Source organism: Streptomyces sp. NPDC028368 (genome assembly GCF_055565615.1).
On the sequence record NZ_JBVHTY010000011.1, the window covers coordinates 167,270 to 187,487 of the forward strand.

At 73.1% G+C, this 20,218-nt stretch carries 19 protein-coding genes; 9 read left to right on the plus strand and 10 right to left on the minus strand.

Annotated features, from left to right (window positions below):
- Positions 1-104: 104 nt before the first annotated feature.
- Complete coding sequence (locus ACZ4S3_RS25240; RefSeq protein ID WP_467937836.1) at positions 105-1,346, minus strand: NAD(P)/FAD-dependent oxidoreductase; 1,242 nt, start codon at positions 1,344-1,346, stop codon at positions 105-107.
- A gap of 172 nt (positions 1,347-1,518) precedes the next feature.
- On the opposite strand from ACZ4S3_RS25240, the gene ftsY reads away from it, so the two are divergent.
- Positions 1,519-2,763, plus strand: a complete 1,245-nt coding sequence (gene ftsY, locus ACZ4S3_RS25245) for a signal recognition particle-docking protein FtsY (RefSeq protein ID WP_467937838.1) — start codon at positions 1,519-1,521, stop codon at positions 2,761-2,763.
- A gap of 176 nt (positions 2,764-2,939) precedes the next feature.
- On the opposite strand, the gene ACZ4S3_RS25250 is transcribed toward ftsY, so the two are convergent.
- On the minus strand, positions 2,940-3,608 hold the full coding sequence (locus ACZ4S3_RS25250) for a bifunctional DNA primase/polymerase (protein WP_467937840.1): 669 nt from the start codon (positions 3,606-3,608) through the stop codon (positions 2,940-2,942).
- Between the two features lie 495 nt (positions 3,609-4,103).
- Between ACZ4S3_RS25250 and nsdA the strand changes: the two genes are divergently transcribed.
- Positions 4,104-5,582: a transcriptional repressor NsdA gene (gene nsdA, locus ACZ4S3_RS25255; RefSeq protein ID WP_467937842.1), complete on the plus strand. Its 1,479-nt coding sequence runs from the start codon at positions 4,104-4,106 to the stop codon at positions 5,580-5,582.
- A gap of 125 nt (positions 5,583-5,707) precedes the next feature.
- Here nsdA and ACZ4S3_RS25260 read toward each other — a convergent pair whose 3' ends face one another.
- A complete protein-coding gene (locus ACZ4S3_RS25260; RefSeq protein ID WP_467938075.1) occupies positions 5,708-5,953 on the minus strand; it encodes a hypothetical protein in 246 nt (81 codons plus the stop codon).
- Here ACZ4S3_RS25260 and ACZ4S3_RS25265 point away from each other — a divergent pair.
- From ACZ4S3_RS25265 to ffh, 4 genes are all read left to right on the plus strand, one after another.
- A complete protein-coding gene (locus ACZ4S3_RS25265; protein WP_467937844.1) occupies positions 5,856-7,196 on the plus strand; it encodes an ammonium transporter in 1,341 nt (446 codons plus the stop codon). The genes ACZ4S3_RS25260 and ACZ4S3_RS25265 overlap by 98 nt on opposite strands.
- Positions 7,193-7,531, plus strand: coding sequence for a P-II family nitrogen regulator (locus tag ACZ4S3_RS25270; RefSeq protein WP_467937846.1), 339 nt, complete (start codon positions 7,193-7,195; stop codon positions 7,529-7,531). The genes ACZ4S3_RS25265 and ACZ4S3_RS25270 overlap by 4 nt, the downstream gene beginning before the upstream one ends.
- Positions 7,532-7,669: 138 nt before the next feature.
- Entirely contained in the window at positions 7,670-10,108 is a 2,439-nt protein-coding gene (locus ACZ4S3_RS25275) for a [protein-PII] uridylyltransferase (protein WP_467937848.1), read from the plus strand.
- 152 nt (positions 10,109-10,260) lie between these two features.
- Positions 10,261-11,811 carry a signal recognition particle protein gene (gene ffh, locus ACZ4S3_RS25280; protein WP_467937850.1) on the plus strand — a complete coding sequence of 517 codons (1,551 nt, stop codon included), beginning with the start codon at positions 10,261-10,263 and terminating at the stop codon, positions 11,809-11,811.
- 68 nt (positions 11,812-11,879) lie between these two features.
- On the opposite strand, the gene ACZ4S3_RS25285 is transcribed toward ffh, so the two are convergent.
- From ACZ4S3_RS25285 to ACZ4S3_RS25315, 7 genes are read right to left on the minus strand one after another with little or no spacing between them, the layout of a single operon-like run.
- Complete coding sequence (locus tag ACZ4S3_RS25285) at positions 11,880-13,055, minus strand: alanine racemase (protein WP_467937852.1); 1,176 nt, start codon at positions 13,053-13,055, stop codon at positions 11,880-11,882.
- 6 nt (positions 13,056-13,061) lie between these two features.
- Positions 13,062-14,195 (minus strand): aminotransferase class V-fold PLP-dependent enzyme, encoded by a 1,134-nt coding sequence (locus ACZ4S3_RS25290; RefSeq protein ID WP_467937854.1) that lies wholly within the window; start codon positions 14,193-14,195, stop codon positions 13,062-13,064.
- Positions 14,192-15,193: a phosphotriesterase family protein gene (locus ACZ4S3_RS25295; RefSeq protein ID WP_467937856.1), complete on the minus strand. Its 1,002-nt coding sequence runs from the start codon at positions 15,191-15,193 to the stop codon at positions 14,192-14,194. The genes ACZ4S3_RS25290 and ACZ4S3_RS25295 overlap by 4 nt, the downstream gene beginning before the upstream one ends.
- Positions 15,190-16,536, minus strand: coding sequence for a YhfT family protein (locus ACZ4S3_RS25300; RefSeq protein ID WP_467937858.1), 1,347 nt, complete (start codon positions 16,534-16,536; stop codon positions 15,190-15,192). Before ACZ4S3_RS25300 ends, ACZ4S3_RS25295 begins: the two co-directional genes overlap by 4 nt.
- Positions 16,537-16,539: 3 nt before the next feature.
- Positions 16,540-16,899, minus strand: a complete 360-nt coding sequence (locus tag ACZ4S3_RS25305; protein WP_467937860.1) for a DUF2620 family protein — start codon at positions 16,897-16,899, stop codon at positions 16,540-16,542.
- Positions 16,896-17,279 carry a PRD domain-containing protein gene (locus ACZ4S3_RS25310; protein WP_467937862.1) on the minus strand — a complete coding sequence of 128 codons (384 nt, stop codon included), beginning with the start codon at positions 17,277-17,279 and terminating at the stop codon, positions 16,896-16,898. Before ACZ4S3_RS25310 ends, ACZ4S3_RS25305 begins: the two co-directional genes overlap by 4 nt.
- A gap of 27 nt (positions 17,280-17,306) precedes the next feature.
- On the minus strand, positions 17,307-18,191 hold the full coding sequence (locus tag ACZ4S3_RS25315; protein ID WP_467937864.1) for a methyltransferase domain-containing protein: 885 nt from the start codon (positions 18,189-18,191) through the stop codon (positions 17,307-17,309).
- A 537-nt stretch (positions 18,192-18,728) separates the two neighbouring features.
- Between ACZ4S3_RS25315 and ACZ4S3_RS25320 the strand changes: the two genes are divergently transcribed.
- From ACZ4S3_RS25320 to ACZ4S3_RS25330, 3 genes are all read left to right on the plus strand, one after another.
- Complete coding sequence (locus ACZ4S3_RS25320) at positions 18,729-19,319, plus strand: hypothetical protein (protein WP_400070021.1); 591 nt, start codon at positions 18,729-18,731, stop codon at positions 19,317-19,319.
- A gap of 155 nt (positions 19,320-19,474) precedes the next feature.
- A complete protein-coding gene (gene rpsP, locus ACZ4S3_RS25325) occupies positions 19,475-19,918 on the plus strand; it encodes a 30S ribosomal protein S16 (protein ID WP_467937867.1) in 444 nt (147 codons plus the stop codon).
- Between the two features lie 2 nt (positions 19,919-19,920).
- A complete protein-coding gene (locus ACZ4S3_RS25330) occupies positions 19,921-20,160 on the plus strand; it encodes an RNA-binding protein (protein ID WP_030071708.1) in 240 nt (79 codons plus the stop codon).
- Positions 20,161-20,218 lie beyond the last annotated feature (58 nt).

Consider the following 20,218-nt stretch of genomic DNA (forward strand, 5'->3'; position numbering starts at 1 on the left):
ACCATCGTACTTTGAACCAAGTTCTACTCGAACATCCCTTTGGACCCCTCGACAAGGACGGGCGTCACACTCCCTTGTCGAAGAGTCCATCCCTGGGTTGCTGATCAGGCAGGGGACGGTGCGGACCGCCGCTGGCTGATGCGGTGGTCGGCCCGCCTCAGCAGTTCCTCCGGGTCGTCGACCGGCGGCGAGATCCACGTCTCGTTGATGGCGCGTTTCAGCTCCTTCTCGAAGCCTTCGGGGCCGTGACGCAGCGTGCGGCCGAAGCCGGCCGTGGCCACCGCGCCGGCCGCGCCGAGATCCAGGCAGGTGGTGTACGGGTCGGGCGCGAAGCCGACCGGCGGCAGGCCGAGCAGATCGGCGGCGGCGTTGTGGCCCGCCACCTTGCCGAGCGGCGTCGCGTGCTGGCAGCTCTGCGGCACGGCGTGGCCGCCCTCGGCCCTGGCCGCCGCGGTGTCCCCGGCCGCGTAGACGCCCTCGACTCCCTGCACCCGCAGCCGGGCGTCCACGGCGAGCCGCCCCAGCTCGTCCCGGGGCGCGGGGATCTGCTCGGTCAGCGCGCTCGCCCGCATTCCGGCCGTCCACACCGCTGTACGGGCGGGCAGTGCGCTGCCGTCGGAGAGGCGCACCGTGCGCTCGTCCAGGCCGGTGACCGTGACGCCGAGGCGGCGCTCGACGCCCAGCTCGTCCAGCGCCCGGGTGATCACCGGGCGGGCCGCCTCGCCCAGCCCTTCCCCGATGACGGCCGCGCGCTCCACGAGGATCACCCGCACCTCGTCCTCGGCGCCGTACGGGGCCGCCTTGGCGCGCAGCCGGCCGACCAGCTCGGTGGCGATCTCCAGCCCGGTGAACCCGGCGCCGACCACCACCGCGGTCCAGCGCCCCGGCCCGTCCGGCGTGCCGGGCAGCGCCCGCAGATGGTCCTCCAGCTTCACCGCGGCGGCCAGCGTGTCGATGTCGTGCAGCAGCGCGGCACCGGGCAGCTGGGGCCGGACCACCGCGCTCCCGGTGGCCAGCACCAGCCGCCGGTAGCCCACCTCGCTGCGGGAGCCGTCGGCCGCGGTCGCGGTGACCCGGCGGCGCCCGGTGTCGAGGGCGGTCGCGGTGGCGGCGATCCGGTGCACGCCGACCGGGCCGAGCACCCGGTCGAGCGGGACGCGGAAGCCGGCCGGGTCGGCCTGGTAGAGGCGCGGGCGGATGGTCAGGTCGGGGAGCGGGGTGAGCAGCGCGACCGACCGGCGGGCGGCTCCGGTGTCCCCGGCCTCGTGGATGCGCAGCAGGCGGGTGGCCGCGGCGGCGCTCCACAGTCCGGCGAAACCGCCTCCCAAAACCAGGACATCAAACATCCAGATTCCCTTTCCGGTACTCCACGGGCGGGTCCCGGGGAGTGAATCAGGATACTACACATCCAGATTCAATCCTGGATGCCGGACGTCTGGAATCGGGCCCGGAGGCCGCACATCCGGGTTCGGCGCGTGCAGTCCCCACGGCCGGGGCGTGGCTGATACTGGAGGGGTTATGGAAACCGTCATCCTTGCCGTAGTCATCGCCGTGATCGTGCTAGGCGCGATCAGCGGGCTCGTCGTCAGCGGCCGCAAGAAGAAGCAGCTGCCGCCGTCCCCGCCGGCCGGCCCGTCCGCCCCCACCGTCACCGCGCCCCCCGCCGAACCCCACGTCGGCGAGGAGGCGGAAACCCCCCGCGACGAAGAACGTCGCACCATCGAAGAAGTCGGACTGCCCCCGGCCGAGGCCGAGGCACCCGCCGCCGAACCCGAGGCGCCGGCGGCCGAGCCCGAGGCGCCCGCCGCGCCGCCGGTCGAGGTCCCCGAGCCCACCGCCGGCCGGCTGGTCCGGCTGCGCGCCCGGCTCTCCCGCTCCCAGAACACCCTGGGCAAGGGCCTGCTGACCCTGCTCTCCCGCGAACACCTCGACGAGGAGACCTGGGAGGAGATCGAGGACACCCTGCTGACCGCCGACGTCGGCGTCACCCCCACCCAGGAGCTCGTCGACCGGCTGCGCGAGCGGGTCAAGGTCCTTGGCACCCGCACCCCGGAGGACCTGCGCAACCTGCTGCGCGAGGAACTCCTCACCCTCATCGGCACGGACGCCGACCGCACCGTGCACACCCACAACGGCATCGGCAACGGCGGCGAGGAGATCCCCGGCGTCGTCCTGGTCGTCGGCGTCAACGGCACCGGCAAGACCACCACCACCGGCAAGCTTGCCCGCGTCCTGGTCGCCGACGGCAAGTCCGTGGTCCTCGGCGCCGCCGACACCTTCCGCGCCGCCGCCGCCGACCAGCTCCAGACCTGGGGCGAGCGGGTCGGTGCCCGTACGGTCCGCGGGCCCGAGGGCGGCGACCCCGCCTCGATCGCCTTCGACGCGGTGAAGGAAGGTATCGCCGAGTCCGCCGATGTCGTCCTGATCGACACCGCCGGCCGGCTGCACACCAAGACCGGCCTGATGGACGAGCTCGGCAAGGTCAAGCGGGTCGTCGAGAAGCACGGCCCGGTCGGCGAGGTGCTGCTCGTCCTGGACGCCACCACCGGCCAGAACGGCCTCGTGCAGGCGCGGGTGTTCGCCGAGGTCGTGGACATCACCGGCGTGGTGCTCACCAAGCTCGACGGCACCGCCAAGGGCGGCATCATCGTCGCCGTCCAGCGCGAACTGGGCGTACCGGTCAAGCTGGTCGGCCTGGGCGAGGGCGCGGACGACCTCGCGCCGTTCGAGCCCGAGGCCTTCGTCGACGCCCTGATCGACTGACGCCGCGCACGGGCGGCCCACCGTGGCGCCCACGCCCCGGCCGTCATCGGCCCCTGGACCCGCACTCCGCGGGCACCGGGGGCCGACGTCTTTCTCCGGACGTTTTCCGCGGCCCGCCACCGCGCGCCCGGCCGCTCACCCCGATGGCGAGCGCATCCCGCGGAAGCGGCGGAGGGTCAGACGCAGACGCGGGCGCACAGATACGCCAGGGTGCCCACCACCAGCCGCGCCTGCGGCGGCCGGCCCGCGGTGTGCAGGGTCGGGGGACGCAGCCAGCTCATCGGGCCGTGGCCGCCCAGGTCGGACGGGGGCGCGGTGATGTGGTCGCCCTCGCCCAGCGGACGCAGATCGAGGTCGGCGTCGTCCCAGCCCGTCCGGTACAGGAGCCCCGGCAGATCGGCGGCCGCGCCCGGGGCGACGAAGAACAGGGCGCGGCCCGTCGGGGTGGCGGCCACCGGCCCGAGCGGCAGACCCATCCGCTCCAGCCGGGCCAGCGCGCCGCGGCCGGCGGCCTGCGGGACGTCGAGGATGTCGAACGACCGGCCCACCGGGAGGAGCACGGCCGCACCCGGGGTCCGGCCCCAGGCCGCCGCGGCCTCCTCCAGCGTCGCGCCGGCCGCCAGCTCCTTGCCGAAGTCCAGCGGATGGGCGCCGGGGGAGGGGCAGTCGGCGGCGCCGCACGAGCAGTCCGCACGGCCGCTGCCGGACCGGACCGCGCGGGCGCCGGGAACCACGTCCCACCCCCACAGCCCGGTGCACTCCGCCACCGCCGTGATCTCGGACGAGCGGGCGCGGCGCCGCGAGCCGGACCGAATCTCCCGGATGCCGCCGATCGTGAAGCCCATGCCCCCTCCAACGGGTACTGCGTGCCTGTGGTTACGAGCCGGTGAGCCACCCGGCGGACCCCAACTGCCGTGCTGTGCCGCACCGTCGAGGCCGTTGTGCCGGTGGTGCGGCGCGGTGTGGTGCGGCGCGCCGGGTGGTGCGGTGCGGTCCGCACGCCCTTGTGCGCTCCGTTCCGCCCGGCCCCGATCGGCTTGTGTCAAGTCAATCGCGAGAGCCCGCCGGGCAGTTCATTCGAAGGGGTGGCGAATGGTGGCGTTTCCGCAATCGCCCTCGCGGGGGGCGTGATCGTAGGATTACTTTCGGTGCGCGAACCCCGGAGAGGCATCATTCGCACGGGTATGCCGGTGGCAACCCACCGGTCGGGCACAGGCCAAAAGGTGTGGCCGGAAGGCGTGATCGGGTAGATGTACCACGGACAGGCGTCGCAACGGGCGGCGTCCTGTGAAGGGTTCGCACCGAGCACCGAGAGCAACGATCGGGATGGGGGCTACCAAGTGGCCGGCAACGGCGGCACGGGCGGCACCGACGCCGTCAAACGACCCAACGCACAACTGGGTTCGTGGTTCATGCGCAGCGGCTGGTCCAAGGGCGAGCTGGCGAGACAGGTCAACCGCCGGGCGCGCAACATGGGCGCCCACCACATCAGCACCGACACCTCGCGGGTCCGCCGCTGGCTCGACGGCGAGCAGCCGCGCGAGCCCATCCCGCGGATCCTGTCCGAGCTGTTCTCGGAACGCTTCGGCTGCGTCGTCGGCATCGAGGAACTGGGACTGCGCACCGCCCACCAGTCCCCGTCCGTCTCCGGTGTCGACCTGCCCTGGGCCGGCCCCCAGACGGTCAATCTCATCAGCGAGTTCTCCCGCAGCGACCTGATGCTGGCCCGCCGCGGTTTCCTGGGCACCTCCCTGGCGCTCGCCGCGGGCCCCACCCTGATCGAGCCGATGCAGCGCTGGCTGGTGCCGGTGCCCGCCGGCCAGGGCGCCACCGACACACAGCCGGACCGCGCCCGGCGCCCCGCCCGGCTCTCCCAGCCCGAGCTCGAACTCCTCGAATCCACCACCGCGATGTTCCGCCAGTGGGACGCCCAGTGCGGCGGGGGGCTGCGGCGCAAAGCGGTCGTCGGCCAGCTCCACGAAGTCACCGACCTCCTCCAGGAGCCCCAGCCCGAAGCGGTCGCCAAGCGGCTGTTCAAGGTCGCCGCCGAGCTCGCCGAGCTGGCCGGCTGGATGAGCTACGACATCGGGCTGCAGCCCACCGCCCAGAAATACTTCGTCCTGGCGCTGCACGCCTCCAAGGAAGCCGGCGACCGCCCCCTGGGCTCGTACATCCTCTCCAGCATGAGCCGCCAGATGATCCATCTGGGCCGGCCGGACGACGCACTGGAGCTGATCCACCTCGCCCAGTACGGCAGCCGGGAGACGGCGACCCCCCGCACCCAGGCGATGTTGTATGCGATGGAGGCCCGCGCCTACGCCGGGATGGGCCAGCCCAGCAAGGTCAAGCGGGCGGTCCGGATGGCCGAGGACACCTTCTCCGACGTCATGCCCGGCGAGCCCGAACCGGACTGGATCCGCTTCTTCTCCGAGGCCGAGCTGAACGCCGAGAACGCCCACTCCTACCGCGACCTCGCCTATGTCGCGGGCCGCAGCCCCACCTACGCCTCGCTCGCCGAGCCCGTGATGGAGCGCGCCGTGGAACTGTTCGGCCAGGACCCCGAGCATCAGCGTTCGTATGCGCTCAACCTGATCGGGATGGCCACCGTGCGGCTGCTGCAGAAGGAGCCCGAGGCCTGCGCGGCGATGGCGCAGCGGGCGATCCCGTTCGCCCGGCAGGTCCGCTCCGAGCGGGTCAACACCCGGCTGCGCAAGACGGTGGACACCGCGGTCCGCGAGTTCTCCGGCGTCGCCGAGGTGGTCCGGCTCAGTGACGAGCTCTCCCGCCAGCTGCCGGAACACGCGGCGAAGGCCGTCTGACCCCACAGCCCCTCGGCCCCCGGCTGCGGCCGCCGCCCCGTACAGCCCGACTCGGCTTCCCCACGCCAGGTCATACGGGTGCGCGGCCGCGGCCGGGCTTTTTGCCTGTGGAGGCCGGGCGGAGTTCACTTCGGCGTAACACGTATGGCGTCTTCGTCACTGCCGTGAAACACCGGCAAGGTTTGGCCGAAACCCCCCTGCGACAACCTCATCGCGAAGTCGGCCCACCAGAACCACGCCCGCACGGGCCGCATCGACGACGAGGAGACGCCGATGCCCCCAGGCATCCTGACGTTGGCAGCAGACAAAGCCACACTCAGCCCGGCAAACACCGGGTTCATGCTGATCTGCTCCGCACTGGTGATGGTCATGACCCCCGGCCTCGCCTTCTTCTACGGGGGCATGGTCCGGGTCAAAAGCGTGCTCAACATGCTGATGATGAGCTTCATCAGCCTGGGCATCGTCACCATTCTGTGGGTCCTGTACGGCTTCGGGCTCGCGTTCGGGTCCGACAAGGGCGGCTTCATCGGCTGGGACGGCCACTTCGCCGGGTTCAGCGGCATCGGCCTGACCGAGCTGTGGGGCTCCACCACCATCCCGGTCTATGTCTTCGCCGTATTCCAGCTGATGTTCGCGATCATCACGCCCGCGCTGATCAGCGGTGCCCTCGCGGACCGGGTGAAGTTCACCGCCTGGGCGCTGTTCATCGCCCTGTGGGTCACCCTCGTCTACTTCCCCGTCGCCCACTGGGTGTGGGGCGACGGCGGCTGGCTCTTCAAGCTGCAGGTCATCGACTTCGCCGGCGGCACGGCCGTCCACATCAACGCCGGTGCCGCCGCGCTCGGCGTGATCCTGGTCGTCGGCAAGCGCATCGGCTTCAAGAAGGACCCGATGCGCCCGCACAGCCTGCCGCTGGTGATGCTCGGCTGCGGACTGCTGTGGTTCGGCTGGTTCGGCTTCAACGCCGGCTCCTGGCTCGGCAACGACGACGGCGTCGGCGCGGTCGCCTTCGTCAACACCCAGGTCGCCACCGCCGCCGCGATGCTCGGCTGGCTGGCGTACGAAAAGCTCCGGCACGGCTCGTTCACCACGCTGGGCGCCGCCTCCGGCGCGGTCGCCGGACTCGTCGCGATCACCCCTGCCTGCGGCGCGGTCAGCCCGCTGGGCGCCATCGCGGTCGGCGCGATCGCCGGTGTGCTCTGCGCAATGGCCGTCGGCCTGAAGTACAAGTTCGGCTACGACGACTCCCTCGATGTCATCGGCGTCCACCTGGTCGGCGGAGTCGCCGGATCGCTGCTGATCGGACTGTTCGCCACCGGCGGGGTGCAGAGCAAGGCCAAGGGCCTCTTCTACGGCGGCGGCTGGGACCAGCTCGGCAGGCAGGCCGTCGGAGTGGTCTGCGTCCTGCTGTACTCGCTGGTCGTCAGCTACGTCCTTGCCAAGGTCATCGACCTGGTGATGGGCTTCCGGATCGGTGAGGACGAAGAGATCTCCGGTATCGACCAGGCCGCGCACGCGGAGACCGCGTACGACTTCACCGGTGCGGGCGGCGGCACCGTGGCCCGCAAGGGACCGGCACTCGGCGAGGCCCTGACAAAGAAGGTGGACGCGTGAAGCTCATCACGGCAGTAATCAAGCCGCACCGGCTGGACGAGGTGAAGGACGCCCTGCAGGCCTTCGGCGTGCACGGCCTGACCGTCACCGAAGCCAGCGGATACGGCCGGCAGCGCGGGCACACGGAGGTGTACCGCGGCGCCGAGTACACCGTCGACCTGGTGCCCAAGATCCGCATCGAGGTCCTGGCGGAGGACGCCGACGCGCAGGAACTGCTCGATGTCATCGTCAAGGCGGCCCGTACCGGCAAGATCGGGGACGGGAAGGTGTGGAGCGTTCCCGTTGACGACGCGGTACGGGTACGGACGGGCGAGCGCGGCCCCGACGCGCTCTGACGAGCGCGCCTTTCGCGCCTGAGCCGGCGCGCTCCCGCGGCGGGAGTTGCCCGCCGCGGGGGTTGCTCAATTGATGGTTGCGGTGGGCCGGCCGGAGAGTGCCGGCCCACCGCCAACGACGCGGCCTGGGAGTATCTGGTGACGGACGAGACAACCGGCGGCTATCCCGCCGCCCGCCTGCGGCTCCTCCAGGACGACACGGCCACCGGACCCGACCGCCGGGCCACCCTCGCGCGGCTGACCGACGACTGGCTCGCCGGCCTCCTGGCCCGCGCCGCCACCGCCGCCACCGTCCGAGGCGTCGCCCTTGTCGCGGTCGGCGGATACGGCCGCGGCGAACTCTCCCCCCGCAGCGACCTCGACCTCCTCCTGCTGCACGACGGCACCGCCGACACCGGCGCCGTCGCCAAGCTCGCCGACCACCTCTGGTACCCCGTCTGGGACCTCGGCCTCGACCTCGACCACTCCGTACGCACCCCCGCCGAGGCCCGCAAGGCCGCCCGCGAGGACCTGAAGGTGCAGCTGGGCCTGCTGGACGCCCGCCACCTGGCCGGTGACCCCGAGCTGACCGCGGCGCTGCGCACCACCGCGTACGCCGACTGGCGCGAGAGCGCCCCCAAACGGCTGCCGGAACTCCACGACCTGTGCCAGGAGCGCGCCGAGCGCCAGGGCGAGCTGCAGTTCCTCCTCGAACCGGACCTCAAGGAGGCAAGAGGCGGCCTGCGGGACGCCACCGCCCTGCGGGCCGTCGCCGCCTCCTGGCTCGCCGACGCACCCCGCGGCGGCCTGGAAGCCGCCCGCACCCGCCTCCTCGACACCCGCGACGCGCTCCACCTGGTCACCGGCCGCGCCACCGACCGGCTCTCCCTCCAGGAACAGGGCCAGGTCGCCACCACCCTCGGCGCACCGGACGCCGACGTCCTGCTCCGCCGTACCTACGAAGCCGCCCGCACCATCTCCTACGCCGCCGACGTCACCTGGCGCGAGGTCGGCCGGGTCCTGCGCGCCCGGTCCGTGCGGCCCATGCTGCGCGGTCTGCTGTCCGGCCGTACGGCAGGCAAGGGAGAACGCTCGCCGCTGGCCGAAGGCGTCGTCGAACTCGACGGCGAGGCGGTGCTGGCCCGAACCGCCCGCCCCGAGCGCGACCCCGTGCTGGTGCTGCGCGCCGCGGCCGCCGCCGCCCAGGCCGGGCTGCCGCTGGCCACCCACGCGATCCGCCGCTGCGCCACCGCCTCGGCAACCCGGCCGCTGCCCGTGCCCTGGCCACCGGAGGCCCTCGAACAACTGGTGACCCTCCTGGGCGCGGGCGCGCCCACCGTGCCCGTATGGGAGTCCCTGGAGGCCGAGGGCATCGTGACGCGGCTGCTGCCCGAATGGGAGCGGGTCCGCTGCCGCCCCCAGCGCAACCCCGTCCACACCTGGACCGTGGACCGCCACCTGGTCGAGACCGCCGTCCGGGCCTCCGCCCTCACCCGCCGGGTCCACCGCCCCGACCTGCTGCTGATCGCCGCCCTGCTGCACGACATCGGCAAGGGCCGGCCCGGCGACCACTCGGTGGCCGGCGAGACCATCGCCCGGGACATCGCCGCCCGCCTCGGATGTGACGCCCGCGACACGGCGGTGATCGGCTCCCTCGTACGCCACCACCTCCTGCTCATCGAGACCGCCACCCGGCGGGACCTGGACGACCCGGCCACCGTCGGCGCGGTCGCGGAGGCGGTCGGCAGCGCCGGGACCCTGGAGCTGCTGCACGCCCTCACCGAGGCCGACGCGCTCGCCACCGGGCCCGCCGCCTGGAGCGCCTGGCGCGGCGGACTCGTCTGCGACCTGGTCAAACGGGTCGCCGCCCGGCTCGCGGGGGAAGCCGAACCGGACGCCGGCGCCGCCGACGAGCCCACCGCGGAGCAGGAGCGGCTGGCCGTCGAGGCCGGGCGCACCGGCGGCCCGGTCCTGGCCCTGCACGCCCGAGCCGAACCCCCCGCCGAACCGTCCGCGCAGCCCCCCGCCCCCGAACCCGTCGGCGTGGAGCTCCACATCGCCGTCCCCGACCAGCCCGGTGTCCTGCCCGCCGCGGCCGGCGTCCTCGCCCTGCACCGCCTCACCGTCCGCGCCGCCGACCTGCGCACCCTCGACCCCATAGGGGATGGCCCGGTCCTCCTCCTCAGCTGGCGGGTGGCCGCCGAATACGGCTCGCTGCCGGACGCCGACCGGCTGCGCGTGGACCTGGTCCGCACCCTGGAGGGCACCCTCGACATCCCCGCCCGCCTCGCCGAACGCGAACGCGCCTACGCACGCCGCGCCCGCGCCACCCTCGCCCCGCCGCCCCGGGTGACCGTCGCCCCTGGCAGCTCCCGCACCGCGACCGTCATCGAGGTCCGCGCCCAGGACGCCCACGGGCTGCTGCACCGCATCGGCCGCGCCCTGGAGAGCGCCGGGGTCTGCGTCCGCAGCGCCCACATCAGCACGCTGGGAGCGAACGCCGTGGACGCCTTCTACGTGACGCGGCAGGACGGGCGGCCGCTGCCGGAGGCGGCGGCACAGGCCCTCGCCGCGACGGTGCAGAACGCGCTGCTGTAGCGGGTTCCGCCGGACTTCCCCGGACGTCCGCCGTACTCGCGCCGCCCGCCCGCAGAGCCCCGCGGCACAGGCCCGGCCCGCTGAGCTTGCAGGGGCGGATACCCTAGAACCCGACTGGACCCCGCCCCCGACCCCGAGGATCGACGACCGCCGTGTTCGATACGCTTTCCGACCGCTTGGCGAGTACTTTCAAAAACCTCCGGGGCAAGGGCCGCCTGAGCGAGGCGGACATCGACGCCACCGCGCGCGAGATCCGTATCGCCCTGCTCGAGGCCGACGTCGCCCTCCCCGTGGTCCGCGCCTTCATCAAGCAGGTCAAGGAGCGCGCCACCGGCAGCGAGGTCTCCCAGGCGCTGAACCCCGCCCAGCAGGTCATCAAGATCGTCAACGACGAGCTGATCACGATCCTGGGCGGCGAGACCCGCCGGCTGCGCTTCGCCAAGACCTCCCCGACCGTGATCATGCTGGCCGGCCTCCAGGGCGCCGGTAAGACCACCCTCGCCGGCAAGCTCGGCAGCTGGCTCAAGAGCCAGGGCCACGCCCCGCTGCTGGTCGCCTGTGACCTCCAGCGCCCCAACGCCGTCAACCAGCTGCAGGTCGTCTCCGAGCGCGCCGGCGTGGCCTTCTACGGTCCCGAGCCGGGCAACGGCGTCGGCGACCCGGTCCAGGTCGCCAAGGACTCGATCGACTACGCCCGGACCAAGCAGCACGACGTCGTCATCGTCGACACCGCCGGCCGCCTGGGCATCGACCAGGAGATGATGCAGCAGGCCGCGGACATCCGCGACGCGGTCAGCCCCGACGAGGTCCTCTTCGTCGTCGACGCCATGATCGGTCAGGACGCGGTCAACACCGCCGAGGCCTTCCGCGACGGCGTCGGCTTCGACGGCGTGGTCCTGTCCAAGCTGGACGGCGACGCCCGGGGCGGTGCCGCGCTCTCCGTCGCGCACGTCACCGGCAAGCAGATCATGTTCGCCTCCAACGGCGAGAAGCTGGACGACTTCGACGCGTTCCACCCGGACCGCATGGCGTCCCGCATCCTCGGCATGGGCGACATGCTCTCGCTGATCGAGAAGGCCGAGCAGACCTTCAGCCAGGCCGAGGCCGAGAAGATGGCGGCCAAGCTGGCGAAGGGCCCCAAGGAGTTCACCCTCGACGACTTCCTGGCCCAGATGGAGCAGGTCCGCAAGATGGGCTCCATCTCCAAGCTGCTCGGCATGCTGCCCGGCATGGGCCAGATGAAGGAGCAGATCAACAACCTCGACGAGCGCGAGGTGGACCGCACGGCCGCCGTCATCAAGTCGATGACGCCGGCCGAGCGCCAGGACCCGACGATCATCAACGGCTCGCGCCGCGCCCGTATCGCCAAGGGCTCCGGTGTCGACGTCAGCATGGTCAAGGGCCTTGTCGAGCGGTTCTTCGACGCCCGCAAGATGATGTCGAAGATGGCCCAGGGCGGCGGCATGCCGGGGATGCCGGGCATGCCGGGCATGGGTGGCGGCGCCGCCCGGAAGAAGAAGCAGGTCAAGCAGGCCAAGGGCAAGCGCAAGAGCGGCAACCCGATGAAGCGCAAGGCCGATGAGCAGGCCGCGGCCGCCCGCCGCGAGGCCGGCCAGGCGGGCAACCCGCTCGGCCTGCCGCAGGGCGGCCAGCAGCCGCAGGACTTCGAACTCCCGGAGGAGTTCAAGAAGTTCATGGGCTGAGCGGCCCGGAGCAGTTCACGGGCCGGGCAGCGAGATGAGCCCCCGATCGCCGGATGGCGGCCGGGGGCTCACGCATGCGGTACGTCCAGGGGGCGGCCCCACGGGTCGTAGCAGCCGGTCAGCTCCGGCGCGCCGTCCGACAGACCGGCGACCACCGCGACCGTGCTGCGGGTGACGAACACCTGCGTACGGAAGGCGAGTACGGCCGTATCGCCCACCCGCGCATCGCCCGGCTCCAGCAGCCGGTAGTAGTCGATGTTCCCGGCGGGCGCGCCCCGTACGGCAAGCCGCGCGCCGGTACGCGGGATCAGCGCGGACCGGACGGCGCCCCGGGCGTAGAAGCCGCCTCCGAACAGGGCCGGGCTGCCGTCGGCGAGGGTGTGCGCGACCTCGGTGACATAGACGTAGGCGGACCGCTCCGGCTGCCGGGGATCGACGGCGTGCAGGGGCGTGGTGCCGGTCAGCGCGTGGCCGGGCTCGCCGTGCGTCGCACCGAGCCGGGCCAGCAGCGGCAGGCTCGCCATGGACGTGACACCGGGGGCGCTCAGGATCAGCCGGGACGGGGCGATACCGGCCCGGTCGGCGAGCAACTCCCGTGATCTGAAGGCCAGTTCGAGGTTCGGGGTGGGTGTGGGCAGGCCCGTGACCGGATCGCACTCCAGGCAGGGGAACGCCGTCACGCCCGCGATACGTACGCCCGGCAGCCGTTCGGCCGCAGCGGCGAAGTCCGCCAGCCCGGTGAGCGGCACCCCGCCCTCCTGGCCCGGATGGACCGCGCCCGGGGCGCCCTCCGCCCGCACCAGGATGTCCTGGACCAGGCCGAGCCGGCCGGCCGCGTCCGAGACCGCGCGGGCGTTGGCCAGGTCGTAGACGGTGACCGCCTCCGGCCGCCGGGCGAGCATCTCGGGCAGCGCGCGCCGGGGGATCTGCACCAGGTGGCCGAGGTTGCCGGGCCGCGCGCCCGCCGAGTGCAGCACCCGGGCCTCGGGCGGATCGATCGCGGCGAAGCGCGGGATATGACGGGCGATGGCCCCGATGAGCTCCGGATTACGGCCCAGCTGCTTGACGACGAACCACAGGGCCAGGCCCAGCCGGCCGGCCTCCGCGGCCAGCAGCGCGGCGTTGGCCCGTACGGCGTCCAGGTCCATCACATACGTGTCCGGCGGGATGGCGCCGCTGCGGTGCAGCTCGGCCGCGCAGGCGACCAGCCGCGGATTGCGGGCGAGGACGGTGTCGAGGAACACGGCGGGTCAGTCCCCGGCAGCGCGGGGGCGTCGGCCGCCGTCGCCGAGGTCGGCCAGGGCCCGCCCGAGAATGTCCAGGACCAGGTCCGCCCCGGCCCGCATCGGGTTGATCCGTACGGCCCAGTCGGCGAGTTCGGGGGCGTCGGCCAGCACGGAGCCGGACAGGCGGTAGAAGAGCGGGGCGATCTCGTAGCGGGAGTTGGCGCCGACGGGGTAGGGGGCGGCGCCGTGCCGTGCGGCGGCGGCCGGGAGCGCGCGGGCGAGCGGGCGGTCCAGGCGGACGAGCAGACAGCGGTCCTGGGCGTTGGCCAGCGCGGCCTCGGCGACTCCTGGCACCGCGCCGGCCGCCAGGTGCGCGGCGGCCTCCGCTCCCACCGCCGACTGCACCGCCCACATCACCGGCACATGGGTCAGCGCCCGCAGCGCGTCCAGCGCCTGGTGACCCTGCACCTGGCCGCCACCGGAGTAGTTGTCGTCGCGCACCCGCGCCACCAGGTCCGCGGCGCCGATGACCACGCCCACCCCCTCCGGGCCGTGCAGCTTGAACAGCGAGAAACACGAGGCGTCGGCGCCCAGCTCCACCCCGCACGCCGGAACCCGCAACGCCGCGTAGTTGTCGTCCACGACGGTCCGCAGGCCCGCGGCACGGCACGCCGCCAGCACCTCGCCCGGATCGTAGGAGTCCGCGAGCCGCTGCCGGGTGTGCTGCACATACGCCCAGCGCAGCCGGCCCGCGGCCAGCGCCCGCCGCAGCTCCCGCGGGTCGTTGAAATCGGCTTCCACCACCCGTACGCCCAGGCCGCGCAGGGTGACGGCCGTGGTGCGGTAGACCGGCGCCCGGTGGATCAGCAGCGGATCGCCCGGCTCCAGTACGGCGGCGAGCGCGGCCCTGATGGCGCCGGTGCCCGCGCCCTGCACCAGGGCCGCCGCCTGGGCCCCGAAGAAATCGGCGAGCACCGCCTCGACCCGGGCGGTGGTGCGCGGACGGCCCGGCCCCGGCACGACCCCGGCATCCGCCTCGAAGAGCTGCTGCCCCTCGAAGTGGCGGGCGGTGCACCGCAGAAGACGGAACTGCCGGTCGGTGGCGTCGGCCACGGTGACGGTGGGCAGGGGACTGGTCCGGGGCAGGCGCACGCTCATCGCCTCCCGCCTCCGCCCGTGCCGTACGGGACATCCCGCCCCGTCAGGAACCGCAGCGGATTGCGCCGCGTCAGCCCGTCGATCAGCTCCTCGTCCGCCCCGGCCGCCCGCAGCCGGGGAACGAAGGACCGGAAGAGATGCCCGTACCCGCCGCCGCCCTCGCTCACCAGATAGCTGTGCCGGGAGACATCGCAGCTGAGCAGCACCCGGTCCGCGTGCCCGGCCTCCAGGAGCGCCAGCAGCAGGCGCAGCCGTACCGTGTCGCTCCGGTAGTGCTCCTTGCCGACGGTGTCGAAGCAGACGTACGCGCCCGCCGCCGCCAGCTCCCGGTGGGCGGCCGGATCATCCAGCAGGTCCTGATGGCCGATGCCGATGCGGTGCGGCGGCAGTCCGGCCGCGGTCAGCAGCTCCAGCTGGGCGCGGCCGCCACGGCCCAGCCGGGCGTGGGTGGCGACCGAGCGGCCGGTCGCGACGGCGGCCAGCGCGGCGGCGGTCAGCGCCCGCGCCTCGGGCTCGCTCGGCACGTCCCCGTGACTGCCGATCTCGCCGATCACCCCGGGGCGGATGCCGGCACAGCCGCCCTCGATCTCCTCGATCAGCGTCCGGGCCAGCCGCTCGGGGGCGGCGCCGCCCACTTCGGGCGGGTGGAACGGCTCGTAGTACCAGCCGGTGGCCGCAACCACCGCGACGCCCGACGCCGCGGCGATCCGCGCCAGCCCCGCCATGTCCCGCCCCATGCCCCGGCAGGTCAGCTCGACGACCAGCGACAGGCCGAACTCCCGGCGCAGTGCGCTCAGTTCCTCGGCGACCGCGGCCCGGTGGCGCGGCGTCAGGGCCGCCTCCCGGTCGGCGCCGCGGGTGAGATCGAGGGCCAGATGCTCATGGGCGAGCACCGGGCCGCGCACGGCGGACGAGGGCAGCGGGCCGGTGACGGTGTGCAGCAGGCCGCTGCCCCGTACCTGCCCGGCGGCCACCTCGGCGGCGGTGCCCGCGGTCATGAGACGGCGACCGGGGTGAACAGGTCCAGCCCGTACAGGACGTTGAGGGCGATGCCGGCGGCGATGACGGCGGCGGGGCCCGCGGCCATCCGCACCACGACCCGCCCCATCGCCTCGTTCAGCAGATACAGTCCGCCGACGATCAGGATGCCCAGCCCGCCGCCCATCGCGTTCGCGGCCATCAACGAGCCGAAGAGTACGGCCAGTTGAAGGGTGTCGCCGATCGCGCCGCGCAGCCGCTCGGAGGAGTCGCGTACCGACGGCAGCCTGCCCAGCAGCCTGCCGATACCGCTCAGCGCCAGCACCTCGGCGGCGAAGACCAGCGCACCGCAGATCAGCGCCAGCCACGGATTCGGCAGCAGATAGCCGATCGGATAGACGAGGGTGAAGCCCGCGATGCCGTACGCACCGGAGGCGAGCGCCGTGGTGGCGATCAGCGGCAGGAAGCCGAGCACCCGGTAGAGGTCGACCTGCGCCGCCTCCGGGTACTTCCCCCTGGCGATCAGAAAGCTCGTCGCCTCACCGCCGCCGAAGATATGCATCTGGGCCAGTACGCACACGCCGGCGCCCAGTGCCATGAACAGCGGCAGACAGCGGCGCAACCGGGCCGCGCTCGCGCTGAACAGCGACGCCATGGGGTCGTCGGCCCCCTCATGCGCCGCCACGCCCGGCTCCCGGCGCCGCTCCCGGACATCCCTGGCCACCGCGAAGCCGATCAGCAGCAGCACCCCGGCCGCCATCGCCAGTGCCCCCGCGAACACCTGCGGCCACAGCTTCATCGTCAGCACCACAAGGGCCAGTTCCACCACACCCGCCACCGCGCCCCGCAGCCGCCCGAACTGCTTGCTGATCGCCAGCACCGGGAACAGCGTGAACAGGAACAGGATCGGCGTGGACATCTGCTGCATGGCCGTCAGAAAGTCCACCGGCAGCCGGTGCACCGCCTCGTCAGCACCCTTGAGGCCGAAGACGACCAGCGCGCCCCACGCACCGCCCAGCAGCGGCGCCAGCCACTTCCGGGGCGCCAGGATGCCCAGAACGTCGGTAGGCAAAAACACCAGCCAGGGATTGAGCACCCCGGACGCCAGCGCCATCGGCGCACCCAGCCCGAAGATGAACCCCGCCGAGAGCCCGAAGGAGACCGCCGCCGTCGCGCCGCGCGTGGTCCGCCCCTGGACGAAGTCCAGCATGAACGGCCGCACGCCGTCGTTGAAGACCGCCAGCGCCAGATGCGCGACGAACGCGGTCAGCGCACACAGCCCGATGACGGTCAGCTGCTGCACCGGGGAGAAGTCCAGTCCGACCGCCTGGGCGACGTCAGGACGGGCGAGGCCGGGGCCCACCGGTCACGCCGTACGGACCGCGATGGCGTGGGCCAGCGCCGGCACCACCGCCTCGATCCGGTCGAGGGCGAACCCGAACACCTGCTTCCCCTCGCCCAGCAGCGCCTCGATCTGCTCCGCAGTGGGCACGGACCGGCCGAAGGTGTGGCAGGCGGCCGCACCCAGCAGAGCCACCAGCACCCCCAGGGAGGCGCCCGCCCCGGTGTGGCAGGTCCCCAGGAAGTAGTCGGCCTGCCCGGCCCGCAGCGCCGCCGCCGCGTCCATGTCATTGCTGACGACGACCTCGACGCCCGGCAGCCCCAGCCCGGTCACCGCGCTCGCCACCTCCGCCTTGCCGACGCCACCGGTGAGGATCTTCGTCATGATGCTTCCCTTCGCAGCGAGGGGTCCCCGCGCAGCACGGCGAGGTGCAGGGCCAGGAAAAGAATCTCCGCATCGGGCAGCCGGGCACCCAGCTCGCGGCCCGCCCGTACGGCCACGGCGCGGGCCCGCGCCACCGCCTCGGGATGGTCCGCCAGCTCCGCCGCCACCGCCGCATCGCACTCCGCCGGGGGACCGCCGTCCAGCAACCGCGTCAGCGCCATCAGCAGATGACTGGTGAGCATCCCCGCGCTGTCCTCGGTGACCCGCCGCCCCTCGCCCGCCAGCGCCGCCAGCTCGGCCGTCACGAACGCGGCGACCTCAGGGCGGACCTGACCGCTGTCACGAAACAGCCGGATACGGTGCGCGAGCCTGGCCTCCATGGGGGCCGCCCCTTCTTCCGCACCCGCCTACCGCGTCCGCGCAATCACATACCGGAACACATTCGGCATCCAGACCGTCCCGTCCGCCCGCTGATGCGGATGCAGCGCCTCGCCGAGCTCCTTCTCCACCTGCCGCCGCTCGGTCACCTCCAGCGCCGCGTCGAACACCCCCGTCGACAGCAGCCCGCGCACCGCGCTCGCCAGATCCGCGTACCCGAACGGGCAGGCCACCCGCCCCGAACCGTCCGGCCGCAGCCCCGCCCGGTCCGCCAGGTCCTCCAGATCGTCCCGCCCGCTGGGCCGCCACCCGCCGCCCGTACGCAGGGGATCGGCCAGCCGCTGCGCCACCCGCAGCACCCCGGCGGTGGCACACCGCTCCACCGGGCCCCAGCCGCCCAGCACCACCGCGCTGCCGCGCTCCGCCACCGAGGCCGCTGCGGTCAGCGACGCCGTCAGCCCCTCGACGGTGCGCACACAGCCCGACGGATGGAACGCCGTGATCACATTGAACGGAGCCTCCCCGCACGCCGCCGCCTCCGGCCCCCCGCTGACCAGGCGGGCCGCCTGGGGCCCACCCTCCGGCGACAGCCGCTCCCGCGCCAGCTCCAGCCGCGAGGCATCGCCCTCCACCCCGCTGACCTGCGCACCCCGCCCCGCCGCGAGCAGCAGCGCCAGCCCCGAACCGCAGCCCAGCCCCAGCAGCCGGGTGCCGGCGCCGACCCCCAGCCGGTCGTACGCCGCCTCGTACAGCGGCACCAGCATCCGCTCCTGGATCTCGGCCCAGTCACGGGCCCGCGCCCGCGAGCCGGCCGGATCGGGCAGGCGGTCGCCGGGCAGGTCTGCGCCGGGCAGGGTGTCGCCTGGCGGGGAAGCGGAGTCCGGAAGCTGGTGCCGCACGAGCGTGGGTGACATCGAAAGCGCCCCTATTCGCCGAGAACCGAAGCTGTTCAGTGCCGATCGCCCCCGTGTCCGAGCGTTGTGCGCCCCCGCAATCCAGACAACTGCGCATCCGTCCGGGCGTCCAGAGGGTGCGCCGGGTTTGTCTCCCGCGCGCCCCCGTATGCGCCGGTCCCGGCGCCTTGAGCGCCGTTCCAGCCTGCCCCGGCACACGCCGATCCGCCACGCCGGCGCCCGCCGGCGCCCGCCCTCCCGATGCGGCGGCCGGCGCCCCGTGCCCCTACGGTGGGCCGTAACATCGCCGCCGTGCTCACCGCCCGGCGGCCGCGCGCATTACGCCGTGCGGCGTACGCGGGGGTGCGCGGGGGTACACCCCGGCTTGAGGCCCGATGGGCGGCTTCCGCGGAGATCGGTGGAGATCAGCGGGGATCGGCGGGATCGACGCACCCCGCCCCCGGGCACGGCCCATGACCAGAAACTGACTGGTACGTGCAAATTATTTGGGATGCCCCGGAATCGGAACACTGGGCGACCCCGGCTCGTTGTCACGACGTGAGCACGACACCGCCTGTTCTCGCCGCCGAGCTGGCGCTCGCGTGGGCCGATATTCAACGGCACCACCCCGAGCTGCCGGACCTGGCCGCGCCCGAGTCCCTGATCGGAGAGTCCTCGTCCGCCTGTGGCGCCGAACTCTCCTTCGAACGGCTGCTTCATGAGGCAGTCCACGGCATCGCCGCCGCCCGCGGCGTCCGCGACACCTCCCGCGCAGGCCGCTACCACAACCGCCGGTTCCTGGCGATCGCCGAGGAGCTGGGTCTGGACCATGTCGACGAACCGCATCCCAGCAGCGGCTTCTCCCTGGTCACGCTCAACCCCGAAGCCAGAAGGCGTTACCGCCCCACCATCGAGCGCCTCGCCAGGGCCCTCAAGGCCCACACCGTCGCCACCGCCACCGACACCGCGCGCAGTTTCCGCGGCCCGGCCGCCCGGCACGGCTCCTCCGGAGGCGGCGTCCGCGTCAAAGCCGTCTGCGACTGCGGGCGCAACGTCCGCGTCGTGCCGTCCGTGCTGGCCCAGGCGCCGATCGTCTGCGGCGGCTGCGGCAAGCCGTTCCGTATCCCCGAGGTGGCCGCGGTCGGCTGACCGCACGGCGTGTGGCACAATGGCCAGCTGTACTCGACAGCCGCACAGGACCCCTCTCTCCTCCGGCTGACGCGTCCATCGGGCATCCGAGTACCGCAACCCCACGTGGCATCTCGTTGTGCCCACCCACGTCAAGACCAGGAGACACCACTCCCGTGGCAGTCAAGATCAAGCTGAAGCGTCTGGGCAAGATCCGTTCGCCTCACTACCGCATCGTCGTCGCCGACTCCCGTACCCGCCGTGACGGCCGGGCCATCGAGGAGATCGGCCTGTACCACCCGGTGCAGAACCCCTCGCGCATCGAGGTCGACTCGGAGCGTGCGCAGTACTGGCTGGGTGTCGGCGCGCAGCCGACCGAGCCCGTCATGGCCATCCTCAAGGTCACCGGCGACTGGCAGAAGTTCAAGGGTCTGCCGGCCCCGGCGCCGATGAAGGTCGCCGAGCCCAAGGTCGACAAGCGCGCCCTCTTCGAGGCCGCCGCCAAGGACTCCGGCAACGAGCCCAAGGGTGAGGCCATCACCCCGAAGGCGAAGAAGGCCGACAAGAAGGCTGACGAGGCCGCCGAGGCCAAGTCCGCCTCCGAGTCGACCGAGGCCTGAGCATGCTCGAGGAAGCCCTCGAGCACCTCGTCAAGGGCATCGTCGACAACCCCGACGACGTGCAGGTAGCTTCGCGCACCCTGCGCCGCGGGCGGGTACTCGAGGTCCGGGTCCACCCCGACGACCTCGGCAAGGTGATCGGCCGTAACGGCCGTACCGCCCGCGCGCTGCGGACCGTCGTGGGCGCCATCGGCGGCCGAGGCATCCGCGTCGACCTCGTCGACGTGGACGACGTCCGCTGACAAGTTGAACACCGGCTCGGGCCGGGGAGGGCTTTCGAGCCGTCCCCGGCCTGAGTTC